Below are 14,145 nucleotides of genomic sequence, written 5' to 3' on the forward strand. Positions count from 1 at the left end.
AACATAATAAATACTTAAAGCTGAAACATCCCATTGCCTATATTCGTGTTCATCACCCCATTGTTGCGGGAGAGATTGGTTCTCTCCCGTTTTTTAATTTAAAGCGGCTTTTCCAGCCCTGGCCGGTGTTTTGTCATTCCCGTTTTCATCTGCCGATAGGCGAACACCAAAAATGGCAGGCCGAGCAGGGTGATCCCTCTCAGAACAGAAAAAATAAAAATCGGCCGGCCAGCGCCAAATAGGTCTATACATATACCCCCGATCCAAGGGCCGATGACGTTTCCGAGCTGTGAAAAACCGATGGCCCCGAAATAAGTGCCTTTTAACCCGGGTTTTGCAATTTGGTCTACAAACAAATCCATCATAGAGAATAAAAGCACTTCGCCGATTGTAAATGTGACCACAATCAGCACAAGGGATGAAACACCGTGTGATACGGTGAAAATAGCCATGCTGATACTCACCATCACATTACCGAGCATCAAGGAGCAAAGCGGCGAAAAACGTTTTGCAAAATGGACGATGGGAAATTGCGTTGCCAGCACAACGATTGCGTTTAATGTCAGCATCAGCCCGTACAGTTTCGTTCCATTGCCAAACAAGGGGTTCTGCGCCATATACTGCGGAAATGTGGAACTGAATTGTGAGTAGCCGAAGGTGCATAGCGTAATGCCGACCAGAGCAATTGTAAAAAGAAGATCCTTTTGCGTCACCATAAATGCTTCCCGCACGCTCATATTTCGGGATTGGCCTGATCCTGATAAGGATGGATGCTTTTTAAATTGGATAACAAGCACGAGTCCGTATAGTCCGTAAATGACTGCGGGCGCCAAAAAGGGTGCGGTCGATTGCGATGAGCCGAAATACAGGCCTAGTATCGGTCCGAAGACAACGCCGATATTTATAGCTGCATAGCGTAAATTAAAAACAAGCAGTCTCGTTTTTTCTTCTGTCATATCAGACAGCAAAGCCTTTGAAGCAGGTTCAAATAGTGATTTGCAAAGGCCGTTTAATGCGTTTACCACAAAAAACACCCAGAGATGAGATGCCGCCGCAAATCCTGCAAATACCAGCATCCAGCCGAAAATGGACACTAGCATCATGTTTTTTCTGCCGAATTTGTCCGAGATATATCCGCCGTAAAAGCTTGCGAGGATGCCGACTGATGAGCTTGCAGCGATAACCAGCCCTGCATAGGAAGCTGATGTGCCTTGGACGGCTGTTAAATAAATCACTAAAAAAGGTATGCTCATTGATGTTGCCATCCTGCCGAAAATAGTTCCGATTATAATTGTCCAGCTGATGGGGTGGATATCTTTCCATTTCTTCATGAATCGTATTCTCTCCTGTATGTAGGATTTTTTTCTATCATATATGAAAAAATTTCCTTATCCAATGGGAAATTCAAAATATTTTATTGTTGATATGAATGTGAAACATATCTTACCTGAGGATGATGCACGTCGCTGGCGGAGGTTACATCGTTGAAATTGAGGTTGAGGCGTTCGGGAGTAAAATGATAATATATCCGATGTTTTTATGATTGGTGAAAGCATATTATTTGATGTGATTGATGCTGGAATGCCGTGCATTTCAAAGCGATTCGGCAGACCGTGGAAGCAGATGGTGTCTGTTTGAATATAAAAGGCGATCATCCGCTGATTCAAGCTGACGGAGCGCTGCATGGACCGGCAGAACAGGCGGCACTGGGTATGACTCAGGCTTTGCTTTTTTACAAGCCTTTCTGCATAATGACAAAGACTTTTGTTTGTTTTCATGGCGGTGTTTACAAAGGAAAGCCGCATTAGCGGCTGAAAGAACTCACAGTCCGATTCGGGGCGCTGTGCGTCTCTGTTTCTTTTGGCCAATGTTTAAGAGAACAGTCCTTGGTTGGTGACATAGTCATAAATGATATCTTCTATATGCGCATGCAAATCTTCATCGGGTTCTTCATTCCGTCTCTCTTCCAAGGCTGCTTTCAGGCTTTGTTTTTCATACGGGCTTAACGGATCTACGGCAACATTTCGGCCGTATTGACGCAGTGCCTGTCCCAGCATTTTCTCGACAAATTTCTCCATTATGACTCTCCTATCTTTATGCCTCGCTTTTATTCTACTAAATGTTTTTCTTCTCTCAAACCCTTGGATCATATTTTCTGTCAGGCAAGAATCATTTACCAGTATAAATCGAACATATTTTCGCATATAATAGAAAAAGCGAACATAAGTTCTTTTTAGAGGTGTGTATGATGAAAGAAAAAGTGATTTTTCTCGTTGACATGCAATCGTTTTATGCATCTGTAGAGAAAGCGGAAAATCCACATTTGAAAAATAGGCCCGTCATTGTGTCGGGTGACCCTGAAAGAAGGGGAGGAGTCGTATTGGCCGCCTGCCCGCTGGCGAAACAAAAGGGGGTCGCGAATGCTTCCCGGCTGTGGGAGGCGCAGGAAAAGTGCCCTGAAGCAGTTGTGCTCCGGCCTCGTATGCAGCGGTATATTGATGTATCACTGCAAATCACGGCCATTTTAGAGGAATATACAGATCTTGTAGAGCCGTATTCCATCGATGAACAGTTCATGGACATTACAGGCAGCCAGAAGCTGTTTGGGACGCCGGATGAGATCGCAAAAAGCATTCAGGGCAGAATTATGCGGGAGATCGGCGTTTATGCGCGTGTCGGAATCGGCCCTAATAAAGCGCTGGCTAAAATCGCATGCGACAATTTTGCCAAAAAGAATAAGAACGGTATTTTTACCTTAACGAAAGAAAGTATGAAAATCGAAATGTGGCCGCTCCCGGTGGGCAGCATGTTTGGTGTAGGGAGGCGCATGAGGCATCATTTAAACCGAATGGGCATCAGCACGATCGGCGGGCTCGCGGCTTTTCCGCTCGATCTTTTAAAAAAGAAATGGGGCATTAACGGCCACGTGCTGTGGATGACGGCGAACGGGATCGACTATTCCCCTGTTTCAACTTCATCTCTGGACGGGCAAAAGGCCATCGGCCATGGAATGACGCTCCCGAGAGACTACGAACACTTTGACAAAGAAATTAAAGTCGTGCTGTTGGAGCTGAGTGAAGAAGTGTGCAGGCGAAGCCGAAACGCCGGGGCAATGGGACAGACGGTGTCAGTAAGCTGCCGGGGGGCTGATTTTGATTGGCCGACAGGCTTCAACCGGCAAGTGAAGTTGGCGGAGCCTACTAATTCCACGCAGGATGTATATGAGGCTGTGTGCCGGCTGTTTCTTACGTTTTGGGACGGGAAGCCTGTCCGCCGCCTGGGGGTCAATCTGTCTCAGCTCTCATCTGATGACATATGGCAGCTCAATTTATTTCAGGATGATGCAAAGAAAATGAGCCTTGGCTATGTGATGGACGGCATTAAAAACCGGTTCGGCGACACAGCCATCGTCAGGGCGGCGTCACTGACAGCGGCAGGCCAGGCATTTGAACGTGCGGCTAAAATAGGAGGGCACTATAAATGAACGACCATTTAAAAAGAGGCAACCTGCTGTGGGAAGGGAGCAGGATGTTTCTGCCGGAACATAAACAAAGCCTGCTTGAGAGAAAGCGTCATAAACAGAAGCTGCAAAAGCCGATCCTTGATCCCGATAAGCTGGAGGAAATGAATCAAACGCTTTGCGCCGCGATGGAGTTTGCTCAGGATATTACTGTCAGCTGCTTTCAGGACGGTGAAATTGTCCGCTGCACCGGGAAAATCTGCCGGTATGAAGAGTTTGAAAAAACAGTATGGGTAAAAGGAGACGAGGATCAGCTTTATAAGCTGAAACTTGATCAGGTGCTTGATATTGTGCTGTAAAGTTTCTCCCTCCTGCACTGTGGGAGAAATATGTGTAAAATGATCAAACATTGTTCCCTCCGCAGTCTCCGAAACGTATGATACCGAAAAGAAGGCATTTACAATTCCAGTCAGGCAAAATATAATTTTTGTATTGTAGAAAAAAAAAGAGCTGACATTCGTTTTGCCAGACGGAGGGAGATTAAATCGTAAATGGATATTCGAACAATCACGTCTTCAGATTATGAAATGGTAACGTCTGTAATGAATGAATGGTGGGGCGGCCGACCGCTGAAAGAAAAATTGCCGAGGCTATTTTTTGAGCATTTTCAGGACACAAGCTTTATTGCATCTGAACATAACAGCATGACAGGGTTTTTAATCGGGTTTCAATCGCAATCGGATCCTGAAACGGCATACATCCATTTTTCCGGTGTGCACCCTGATTTCAGAAAAATGCAAATTGGAAAACAATTATACGATGTCTTTATTGAAATGGTAAAACAAAGAGGATGCACCCGGGTCAAGTGCGTCACTTCACCGGTGAATAAGGTATCAATCGCGTATCACACAAAATTGGGCTTTGACATTGAAAAAGGAACCAAAACGCTAAATGGCATCTCAGTGTTTGCAAACTACGATGGCCCGGGCCAAGACAAGGTCCTGTTTGTCAAAAACATATGAGGGGGAAATATGATGGATTTTTTATCAAAAACACCTGAACCTCCTTACTATGCAGTTATTTTTTCATCTGTCAAAAGCGAAAGTGACACAGGATATGGAGAAACAGCAGAGCGGATGGTATCGCTGGCGGCGGATCAGCCCGGATTTTTAGGCGTCGAAAGCGTTCGTGAAGCGAATGGAAGGGGCATAACGGTGTCCTATTGGGACAGTATGGACGCCATTAATCGCTGGAAGCATCACACCGAACATCAAGCGGCAAAAGAAAAAGGAAAGAGCGTTTGGTACGCGTCGTATGCAGTCCGCGTTGCAAAGGTCGAGAGACAGCTGCTATTTTCAGGAGAACAGAAATGATTGAATCTCTTCAACATAAGAAAGACAACACAGCGCGTGAGATTATTGCCGTACAGCAGCCCGCCTACATAAAAGAAGCGGAGCTTATCGGTTTTGACGGTATCCCCGCCTTACAAGAGAAGACGAAGGATATTCAAGCATCCCATGAACAGTTTGCGGGATATCGGAAAGACGGCAAACTGATAGGTGTCATTTCATATGAGAAAAACATGCATCATCTCACCATTTGCAGGCTTGTCGTGCATCCCGGCGGTTTCAGAAAAGGGATTGGACGGGCACTTCTGCAATTTGTCATCGATCAAAACAAAGACGCTGAGAAAATCGAAGTAGTCACAGCTGAGAAAAATACACCGGCCATGTCGCTCTATACACAGGCGGGATTTCAAAAGGCAGAAACTGTCGAAGCGGCGGAGGGTCTTTTGCTGTCTGTCTTTTATTTGTATCCGAAAAGAAAAGTTGAAGTCGTTCCCTACAATGAAAAATGGGCGGAACTTTTCAGTGAAGAAAAAGAACGGCTGAAGCTTGTGTTCGGACCGGAGATCATCGCTGTTCATCATATCGGAAGCACATCGATCCCGAACATGGCGGCAAAGCCAATCATTGATATTCTGATTGAAGTAAGAAGAATTGAAGCTGTGAGCCAATATGATACACAAATGAAGGCAATCGGCTACACACCGAAAGGAGAAAATGGCGCAGCGGGCAGGCATTACTTCCAAAAGGGCGGTAATAAACGCACTCATCATCTCCATATGTACGAAAAGGGAAACCCTGCTATTGAAAGGCATCTGCTATTGAGAGATTATCTCAGAGCTCATCCAGCAATAGCGAACGAATACGCCAATCTCAAAAAACGACTGGCGGCCCAACATCCGGATAGTATCAATCAGTACATACAAGGGAAAGATGATTGGATTAAGGCTGCAGAAGAAAATGCGAAGCGGTGGAAGGAAGGCGGAAACAATGCGGATAGAAACGTTGTATGCTACAATAGCGAAAATGATGGAAACGGGGGACTCACCTTATGAACATACACGTGACAGATGCAGCAAAACAAGCACTGCAGCAGGCGTTTGACGCCAACCCAAGGAAAAAAGCCCAGCTTCGTTACGATGCAGAAGGATGCGGCTGCGCGGTAAGCGGTGTACCGACAATCTGGCTGGCAGAAGAATTAACGGGACAGTGCGAGCAGCTGGAAACGAACGGCATCCCGCTTTATATCCAATCGTCGCAAAAAGTGTTTTTTGACGATCAAATGACGATCGATTACAATGAAAAAGCTAAAACACTGGCGCTGAAAAGTCCGGCTGAAATGCTCAGCCCCAGAATGAGCATATTAGTAAAGTAGGGAGACACGAAAACGTGGAACAAAAGCTGAAGTCAATGAAGAACACAGCACAGAATAAAACGTGGGTATCCTTCCTAAACCAAAACCATCCCTATACCTTGCTCCATTGGTCAATTGGAGGAGCAGAGTCTATCAAGAAAGATGTTTGGCTATTGCAGGATGAAATGACATTCGAAACACAAGAGTTCACAACAATAGATCTTGCGATTGAATGGATCAGAGAAAATATGGATGGCATTACCGACGTTTTATGAAATGGAAAAGCGAAAGAGCCGAAGTGGCCTTTCGCTTTTTATTATGGAAAAGAAAAAAACGAGGCAAGGCCTAAGATTTCAGCATGTTGTTGAACCCTTCATTTTGTTTAAAAACGTCTGCACCGTTTTTCGATACGTGTCCCGGTTTTTGGTATACGACATGGCGTGTTCACCGTTCTCGGCAATATACAGTGCCTTCGGTCCGGGTTTCTTTTCAAAAAGCCGCTCGGTTGAAGAAATCGGAATATAATCATCATCCTTACTGTGAATAAAGAGGACCGGATTTTGGATTTGATCAATGACAGCAAGCGGAGATACTTCGCGTGCCCGATAGCCGCCTCTCAGCTTCAAAAAGAAGTCGGCGATGGGGAGCAGCGGCCAAGACGGGAGCCTGTATTCCGCTTTCAGCCGATAGGCAAGCTGTTCATCAAAACGTGCGAACGGACAATCAGCAATATAAAAATCAGCCCCATCATCACAGTGTTCACCAGCATAAAGCAGGGCGGTCGCAGCTCCCATTGATTCACCGTGAATGCCGATCAATCCGCGATGACCTGTTTTGTTTTTGACCCAATTAACAACCTCACTGAGATCATCCTTTTCATAAAACCCGTAGCCAGTCGTCTTTCCGCCGCTTTGACCGTGACGGCGATGGTCATAAACCACTACATTCCAGCCGAAATCGAGAAATAAATGCATATATTTAAGAGAATTCAATATATTCATCGTCACCCCGTGGCAGATGATAATGGTGTTTGGTGTGTCATGCGGAGCGACATGGTATCCTTTTATATCATATCCGTAAGCCGATGGTATCACAAAAGCAGTTTTCTCCATTCGTTCAAAGGATTCAAACACATCATGTCCGTCGTCTGTCTCTCTTTTGATAATGTCTTCATCTGTCTTTTTCTTGATAAATAGAATGATATTCGAAAAAACAACTCCGATTCCGATAACAGCGGTTAAGAGAGCGCCAATGGCCAAAAGGATTTTCTTCAAAAGAGTCACAGCACCTTTCAACTAAATACAGGAAATTTACACTTAAAATCATTATACCTAAACACTTCTGCGCGGATCAAAAAAGTTTTGAGAAGAGAGCCCGCTTGTTCAGTCTGTATGCTCCGTGATAAACTGGCTTCAAAACAAAACACGGGGGAAGTCTACATGAAAAAACAAAAATCCGCTGACAAACACCAATTAAAAGACGGCCTTCAAACCGACATCAAAGCAAAGCTTATGGAGATGAAGAGTCAGTTGAAGGAAGAGGACGAAAAGAGGCAGGAAAGAGAAAAAGCAGAACAGCTCAGAAAGAAAAAAGAGATCGAAAAAAATAAAAGCTTTGAAGAGCTCCTTGATGAAAGCCAAATGGATTGGCATCAATATAAATAAAACCAGCACCCGTACAGGTGCTGGTTTCAGCGTGTCGACAAACCCTCGCATTCGTTGTCAGTCCTGCGCATTGGTGCTCACGTGAAAAAAGATCAGCGGCTAAAAGCTAGAGCGTCCTGCTCAAACGCCCCTGCCACCGCATCCTGCGGAAGTCTGCTCCAATGCTCGTCCTTCCTAGACTTCAAGGGTTTTCAATCACGCTGAAAAGATGACAAAATCCTAAAACGAAAACCGTTTTAGGATTTTGTCAACCATATGAACAAGCACCCGTACAGGTGCTTGTTTTCTGTTATGAGCGGTGAGCTTCGTAAACGTCTTGTTTCGTATGAGATTGGAGCGCTTTGACTTCCTCTTCGCTTAAACGCCGTGCGTTTGCAGCGTGAATGTTTTCCCGTAACTGCTCAATCTTACTCGCGCCTGTAATCACTGAAGCGACAGCCGGCTGTGCTAACAGATACTGCAGCGACTTTTCTGTCATGGAAAGATCGGAAGCAACATCCTCTATTGCCTTGCGGGCATTTGTCAATTCCTCAAAGGAATAAGACAAGTACCCGTTTTGTTTGATGCTGTCCGCTGCTTGTTCAAGCGGTTTTTCTGTCAAGAGCCCTTTGGCAACCGGACCTCTGGTGACTACGCTGATTTGATGTTCCTCTAAAAGCGGAAGCCATTCCTCGGGGCGTCTGTCAAACAGGCTGAACTGCATCATAATACTGATGATGTTTGATTTTTTTACATATTCTTTTATGACATTCGGGCGAATGGAAGAAATGCCATAGTAACGGATGACACCTTCTTGCTTTAATTCTTCAAACGCTTCGATCGTTTCATCAATGTTGTCCTCTATCGTGCCGCCGTGAAGCTGATAGAGATCAATATAATCTGTTTTCAGCCGTGCAAGGCTCTTTTTCACGGCTTCTTTTATGTAAGCTTTTGATGGGTCCCAATACCAGCCTTCGCTGTCGTCATCCCAGCGGTTTCCCGCTTTCGTTGCCAAAATAATATCCTGGCGTCTGTTTTGGATCGCATCACCGACGATTTCTTCGTTGCGTCCGCGGTCATACAAATCCGCTGTGTCCAAATAGTTGATGCCAAGCTCGATGGCTTCATCCAAGATAGACAAAGCTTTGTTTTTTTCAGTACCAAGAGACATACAGCCGAGTCCGGCTTCGCTTATTTCTAAATCAGATGTACCCAGTTTGCGCTTTCTCATGTGCACACTCCTTTTTTAAAGCTTTGTATTGACCGTAATATAAAGGAGCTAAAGTTTCAACTTTTACGGCTTAGAGACCCAATCTTTCACATATTGGAATGTGCGCCCGTATTCCTTTAATTTCGCCCGAATCTCCCATGCTTTTCCGACTAAGACAACACCTTTTGGCATGCGATGCACTTTCACGAAGAAGCCCCCCTTTTCTCTAGTATGATAAAATGTATGGGGCATCATATAGAGACAGAACGGGAGATGAAGAAATGAAATCATTAGAAGAAAAAACAATTGCTAAAGAACAGATCTTTTCAGGTAAAGTCATTGATCTATATGTGGAGGACGTGGAGCTGCCAAACGGCAAAGCGAGTAAACGTGAAATTGTGAAACACCCTGGGGCTGTAGCGATATTAGCTGTTACTGATGAAGGGAAAATCATTATGGTCAAACAATTCCGCAAGCCGCTTGAGCGGACGATCGTTGAAATTCCGGCCGGAAAGCTTGAAAAAGGGGAGGAGCCGGAGTATACGGCACTTCGGGAGCTTGAAGAGGAAACGGGTTATACAGCGAAAAAGCTGACAAAAATCACTGCGTTTTATACATCGCCCGGCTTTGCTGATGAAATCGTTCACGTGTTTCTTGCTGAAGAGCTTTCTGTTCTCGAAGAAAAACGGGAGCTTGATGAGGACGAGTTTGTTGAAGTGATGGAGGTGACGCTTGAAGATGCGCAGAAGCTGGTTGAATCGCGTGAAGTATATGATGCTAAGACAGCCTATGCGATTCAGTATCTTCAGCTAAAAGAAGCGCTACAAGCACAAAAATGAAAAAGATTTACGCGGATTTGCACATTCATATCGGCCGGACCTTTACAGGAAGGGCTGTCAAAATAACAGGCGCCAAAACACTTACGCTGGACCGAATTTTGATAGAAGCCAGTGAGCATAAAGGGATAGAACTTCTTGGCATTATCGACTGCCATTCTCCGGAAGTCATTTTGGAGCTAGAAGAAGGCATTTCATCAGGAACATATCGCGAGCTTGATGGCGGGGGGATTCGGTACCGCAGCACGACTCTTTTATTAGGAAGCGAGCTGGAGATTTATGACGAAGCCTGCAGCGGGCCGATCCATGTCCTCGTGTTTATGCCAACGCTTGCTGAAATGAAGCGGTTTTCAAACTGGCTGTCATCGCGGCTGAAAAACATTCATTTAAGCTCACAGCGGATTTATGAAACGGGCTTGAACCTGCAAAAAAAAGTGAAGGAATTGGGCGGACTGTTTATCCCCGCCCATATCTTTACACCGCATAAAAGCTTATATGGAAAAGGGGTTGCATCAAGCCTAACCCAGGTTTTTGATCCCTCTATGATAGATGCGGTGGAACTAGGATTAAGCTGTGATACAGACATGGCTTCACATGTATCTGAATTGAATCAGTATCCTTTTTTAACAAATTCTGATGCGCATTCGTTAGCGAAAATCGGCAGAGAATATAATGAACTATATGTGCAGTCAGCTGATTTTATCGAATTTACTCTTGCATTAAAGGTGCAGGGTGACAGGAAAATTACCGCAAATTATGGCTTGGATCCGTTATTGGGAAAATATTATCAGACAGCTTGCGAAGCATGCGGAGAACCTGCTGTGAGCGGGGAAACGGTGTGCGCGAATTGCGGAAATGCCAAGTTTACAAAGGGAGTTAGCGAAAGATTGCGTGAATTGAGTGATCAGACTGAAGTTCGCGTCTCGCGTCCAAGATATGTTCATCAGATCCCGCTGCAATTTGTTCCGGGTGTCGGTCCGAAAACGCTGGACAAACTAAAAAAAGCCTTCGGAACAGAAATGGCTGTTCTTCATGAGGCGGCAGAAGAAGATTTGGCTCGCGTTGTCCCGCCGAAAACCGCGGCGTTGATTGTAAAAGCGAGATCCGGAAAGCTGGAATTAAAAGCCGGAGGAGGAGGAACCTACGGTAAAATTAAACCGTGAGTGAAAGATTAACTCATTTCCTCCTGTACTTTTCTCTTCGTCCGGATAAAGGTGATCAGCTGGATGATTTCGTCTTCACTCAGCGGCTTGTCATCAACAGAAATAGTCAAGTCAAGGCTGCTCCACGTGGTCAACTCAATGGTCTGAGGAGCAGTTTGCTTTTGTTTCTCGCGGCCCAAAAGTTCATCGCAGGTTGTGTCAAAGAGGTCAGCCAGCATGGCAAGCGCCTCAAGTGAAGGCCGCCGGTAGCCTGATTCGTAGCCGGCATATGTGCTTTTTGCGATACCCAGAAGGTCAGCTGTATATTGAAGCGACCAATTTTTCTTTTTTCTCAATTCAGTTAAACGATCTAGATTCATGAACTTTCGCTCCTTTTTCACCTTGAGCTGATTATATCATATAGGTATTAGGAAGTGTACGCGAATTGAATAATAATGTCTTGCGTATTTTATTTTCCGTGTCTATAATGGCATTAAAAGTATGCGAAAAGCGAATACTTCTCGCAACCCATCTTTAGATACAGTGAAGAGGTGCATGGTATGAAAAAATTATTGATGTTGACAACTGGGGGAACGATTGCTTCAGTTGAAGGGGAAAATGGGCTGGCTCCCGGGGTCAAGGCTGATGAATTATTAAGTTACGTATCAAAACTTGATAACGATTACACGATGGAAACTCAGTCGCTTATGAATATAGACAGCACCAATATGCAGCCTGAATACTGGGTGGAAATAGCACAAGCTGTTAAGGAAAATTATGATGCCTATGACGGGTTTGTTATTACTCACGGTACAGATACAATGGCCTATACATCTGCCGCATTATCGTATATGCTGCAGCATGCCAATAAACCGATTGTGATCACTGGCTCGCAGATTCCAATCACGTTTCAAAAAACGGACGCCAAAAAAAATATCACAGACGCCATTCGCTTTGCCTGTGAAGGTGTGGGCGGCGTTTATGTTGTGTTTGACGGCAGAGTCATCCAAGGAACACGTGCGATCAAATTAAGAACGAAAAGCTACGACGCATTTGAAAGCATCAATTACCCATATATCGCTTTTATCAATGAAGACGGGATCGAATACAACAAACAAGTAACGGAACCTGAGAACGACACCTTTAAAGTTGATACTTCACTATGCACAGATGTATGTCTGCTGAAGCTGCATCCGGGCTTAAAGCCTGAAATGTTTGATGCCTTAAAAAGCATCTTCAAAGGAATCGTCATTGAAAGTTACGGCAGCGGAGGCGTGCCGTTTGAAGGCAGAGACATTTTGTCGAAAGTGAATGAGCTGATCGAAAGCGGAATCGTCGTCGTCATCACAACTCAATGTCTGGAAGAAGGCGAAGACATGAGCATTTACGAAGTCGGCCGCAGAGTCAACCAAGATTTAATTATCCGATCCAGAAATATGAACACAGAAGCAATCGTGCCAAAATTAATGTGGGCACTCGGCCAGTCTTCGGATCTTGCTGTCGTCAAGAGAATTATGGAAACGCCGATTGCTGATGACGTTGTCCTCTAAAAGGTCAAAAACGATAACCACCAAAGAGAAAGTAGGTTAAAGATTATGTTAAACGGCCAAAAAGAATACCGTGTGGAAAAAGACTTCCTTGGGGAAAAACAAATTGAAGCGGATGTTTATTACGGAATTCAGACGCTCCGTGCTTCTGAAAACTTTCCGATTACGGGATACAAGATCCATGAAGAAATGATTAACGCGCTGGCGATCGTAAAAAAAGCTGCGGCTCTTGCCAATATGGACGTGAAACGGCTGTATGAAGGAATTGGCCAAGCTATCGTACAAGCCGCTGGCGAGATTCTGGAAGGCAGATGGCACGATCAGTTTATCGTCGATCCGATTCAGGGCGGTGCCGGAACTTCTATGAATATGAATGCAAATGAGGTGATCGGAAACCGGGCGCTCGAAATTATGGGACATAAAAAGGGCGATTATATCCATTTAAGCCCAAACACACATGTGAATATGTCACAGTCAACCAACGATGTGTTCCCGACTGCTATTCATATTTCCACGTTGAATCTTTTAGAAAAACTGTTGAAAACAATGGAAGATATGCATAGTGTGTTCAAACAAAAAGCACAGGAATTTGATTCTGTTATTAAAATGGGGCGGACACACCTTCAAGATGCTGTTCCGATTCGTCTCGGCCAGGAATTCGAAGCGTACAGCCGCGTTCTGGAGCGTGATATCAAACGAATCAAGCAATCACGCCAGCACCTGTATGAGGTCAACATGGGCGCAACTGCTGTCGGCACAGGCCTGAACGCAGATCCAGAATATATCAAACAGGTAGTGAAGCATCTTGCTGATATTAGCGGGCTTCCTCTTGTCGGCGCTGATCATCTTGTTGATGCCACACAAAATACGGATGCTTATACAGAGGTGTCAGCAGCATTAAAGGTCTGCATGATGAACATGTCTAAGATCGCAAACGATCTTCGCTTAATGGCATCAGGCCCGCGCGCCGGACTTGCGGAAATTTCTCTGCCTGCACGTCAGCCGGGGTCATCCATTATGCCGGGTAAAGTCAATCCGGTTATGGCAGAGCTGATCAACCAAATTGCGTTTCAGGTCATCGGAAACGATAATACAATCTGCCTTGCTTCAGAAGCCGGCCAGCTTGAATTGAACGTGATGGAGCCCGTGCTTGTCTTTAATTTGCTTCAATCCATCAGCATCATGAACAACGGCTTCCGTTCGTTCACTGACAATTGTTTAAAAGGCATCGAGGCCAATGAAAAACGCTTGAAACAGTACGTGGAAAAAAGCGCAGGTGTGATCACTGCAGTCAATCCGCATCTTGGATATGAAGCGGCAGCCCGAATTGCCCGGGAAGCCATTATGACAGGCCAATCAGTCCGTGATCTTTGCCTGCAGCATGATGTGCTGACAGAGGAAGAATTGGATACTATTTTAAACCCGTATGAGATGACAAAACCAGGGATTGCAGGGAAAGAACTATTAGAAAAATAAAATTTGAACAAAATACAGCTTATTCATCTCCGGATAATCGGATGAATAAGCTGTTTACAACATAGGGATGAGGAAGTATAGTATACGTGTATTGCACTATTTATTGAAAGCGTTTTAGCTTTTTACATGAA

18 protein-coding genes and 1 pseudogene are annotated in these 14,145 nt (G+C 44.8%); 13 read left to right on the forward strand and 6 right to left on the reverse strand.

The genetic code is table 11. From position 1 onward, the window contains the following. Positions 1-98: 98 nt before the first annotated feature. A complete protein-coding gene (locus JMN17_RS02950) occupies positions 99-1,331 on the reverse strand; it encodes an MDR family MFS transporter (protein WP_202327285.1) in 1,233 nt (410 codons plus the stop codon). Between the two features lie 303 nt (positions 1,332-1,634). Here JMN17_RS02950 and JMN17_RS02955 point away from each other — a divergent pair, with 303 nt between their 5' ends. Further along, positions 1,635-1,808, forward strand: coding sequence for a hypothetical protein (locus tag JMN17_RS02955; protein ID WP_202327287.1), 174 nt, complete (start codon positions 1,635-1,637; stop codon positions 1,806-1,808). A gap of 63 nt (positions 1,809-1,871) precedes the next feature. Here JMN17_RS02955 and JMN17_RS02960 read toward each other — a convergent pair whose 3' ends face one another. Continuing rightward, entirely contained in the window at positions 1,872-2,078 is a 207-nt protein-coding gene (locus JMN17_RS02960; protein ID WP_148961969.1) for a YqzH family protein, read from the reverse strand. A gap of 167 nt (positions 2,079-2,245) precedes the next feature. Between JMN17_RS02960 and JMN17_RS02965 the strand changes: the two genes are divergently transcribed. From JMN17_RS02965 to JMN17_RS02995, 7 genes and pseudogenes are all read left to right on the forward strand, one after another. Further along, the gene (locus tag JMN17_RS02965; RefSeq protein WP_087990623.1) at positions 2,246-3,484 is read left to right on the forward strand and encodes a DNA polymerase IV; all 1,239 of its coding nucleotides are present in this window, start codon (positions 2,246-2,248) and stop codon (positions 3,482-3,484) included. Next, positions 3,481-3,819 (forward strand): YolD-like family protein, encoded by a 339-nt coding sequence (locus JMN17_RS02970; protein WP_087990622.1) that lies wholly within the window; start codon positions 3,481-3,483, stop codon positions 3,817-3,819. The genes JMN17_RS02965 and JMN17_RS02970 overlap by 4 nt, the downstream gene beginning before the upstream one ends. Positions 3,820-4,011: 192 nt before the next feature. After that, entirely contained in the window at positions 4,012-4,482 is a 471-nt protein-coding gene (locus JMN17_RS02975) for a GNAT family N-acetyltransferase (RefSeq protein WP_087990621.1), read from the forward strand. 9 nt (positions 4,483-4,491) lie between these two features. After that, positions 4,492-4,837: pseudogene (locus tag JMN17_RS02980) on the forward strand (antibiotic biosynthesis monooxygenase family protein). Further along, positions 4,830-5,861 (forward strand): bifunctional GNAT family N-acetyltransferase/GrpB family protein, encoded by a 1,032-nt coding sequence (locus JMN17_RS02985; protein WP_202327293.1) that lies wholly within the window; start codon positions 4,830-4,832, stop codon positions 5,859-5,861. The pseudogene JMN17_RS02980 and the gene JMN17_RS02985 overlap by 8 nt, the downstream one beginning before the upstream one ends. Then, positions 5,858-6,181 (forward strand): iron-sulfur cluster biosynthesis family protein, encoded by a 324-nt coding sequence (locus tag JMN17_RS02990; RefSeq protein WP_087990619.1) that lies wholly within the window; start codon positions 5,858-5,860, stop codon positions 6,179-6,181. Before JMN17_RS02985 ends, JMN17_RS02990 begins: the two co-directional genes overlap by 4 nt. 14 nt (positions 6,182-6,195) lie before the next feature. Continuing rightward, positions 6,196-6,435, forward strand: a complete 240-nt coding sequence (locus JMN17_RS02995; protein ID WP_003236767.1) for a YqkC family protein — start codon at positions 6,196-6,198, stop codon at positions 6,433-6,435. Positions 6,436-6,513: 78 nt separating this feature from the next. Here the strand turns inward: JMN17_RS02995 and JMN17_RS03000 are convergent, their stop codons facing one another. Then, positions 6,514-7,434 carry an alpha/beta hydrolase gene (locus JMN17_RS03000; RefSeq protein ID WP_087990618.1) on the reverse strand — a complete coding sequence of 307 codons (921 nt, stop codon included), beginning with the start codon at positions 7,432-7,434 and terminating at the stop codon, positions 6,514-6,516. Between the two features lie 165 nt (positions 7,435-7,599). Here JMN17_RS03000 and JMN17_RS03005 point away from each other — a divergent pair, with 165 nt between their 5' ends. Further along, entirely contained in the window at positions 7,600-7,824 is a 225-nt protein-coding gene (locus JMN17_RS03005) for a YqkE family protein (RefSeq protein ID WP_087990810.1), read from the forward strand. 289 nt (positions 7,825-8,113) lie between these two features. On the opposite strand, the gene JMN17_RS03010 is transcribed toward JMN17_RS03005, so the two are convergent. Together JMN17_RS03010 and mciZ are read right to left on the reverse strand one after the other, a co-directional pair. Further along, positions 8,114-9,034: an aldo/keto reductase gene (locus JMN17_RS03010; protein WP_087990617.1), complete on the reverse strand. Its 921-nt coding sequence runs from the start codon at positions 9,032-9,034 to the stop codon at positions 8,114-8,116. Positions 9,035-9,097: 63 nt separating this feature from the next. Further along, complete coding sequence (gene mciZ, locus JMN17_RS21625) at positions 9,098-9,220, reverse strand: Z-ring formation inhibitor MciZ (protein ID WP_014114281.1); 123 nt, start codon at positions 9,218-9,220, stop codon at positions 9,098-9,100. Between the two features lie 74 nt (positions 9,221-9,294). Between mciZ and nudF the strand changes: the two genes are divergently transcribed. Continuing rightward, positions 9,295-9,852: an ADP-ribose pyrophosphatase gene (gene nudF, locus JMN17_RS03020; protein WP_202327300.1), complete on the forward strand. Its 558-nt coding sequence runs from the start codon at positions 9,295-9,297 to the stop codon at positions 9,850-9,852. After that, positions 9,849-11,012, forward strand: a complete 1,164-nt coding sequence (locus tag JMN17_RS03025; RefSeq protein ID WP_202327301.1) for a TIGR00375 family protein — start codon at positions 9,849-9,851, stop codon at positions 11,010-11,012. Before nudF ends, JMN17_RS03025 begins: the two co-directional genes overlap by 4 nt. A gap of 8 nt (positions 11,013-11,020) precedes the next feature. On the opposite strand, the gene ansR is transcribed toward JMN17_RS03025, so the two are convergent. Next, entirely contained in the window at positions 11,021-11,371 is a 351-nt protein-coding gene (gene ansR / locus JMN17_RS03030) for an HTH-type transcriptional regulator AnsR (RefSeq protein ID WP_202327303.1), read from the reverse strand. A gap of 180 nt (positions 11,372-11,551) precedes the next feature. On the opposite strand from ansR, the gene ansA reads away from it, so the two are divergent. Together ansA and aspA are read left to right on the forward strand one after the other, a co-directional pair. After that, positions 11,552-12,541 carry an asparaginase gene (gene ansA / locus JMN17_RS03035; RefSeq protein ID WP_202327305.1) on the forward strand — a complete coding sequence of 330 codons (990 nt, stop codon included), beginning with the start codon at positions 11,552-11,554 and terminating at the stop codon, positions 12,539-12,541. Between the two features lie 45 nt (positions 12,542-12,586). After that, complete coding sequence (gene aspA / locus JMN17_RS03040; protein ID WP_087990612.1) at positions 12,587-14,014, forward strand: aspartate ammonia-lyase; 1,428 nt, start codon at positions 12,587-12,589, stop codon at positions 14,012-14,014. The last annotated feature ends 131 nt before the right edge of the window (positions 14,015-14,145 follow it).

This window comes from Bacillus sp. RHFS10 (assembly GCF_016757475.1).
Lineage (GTDB): Bacteria > Bacillota > Bacilli > Bacillales > Bacillaceae > Bacillus > Bacillus subtilis_G.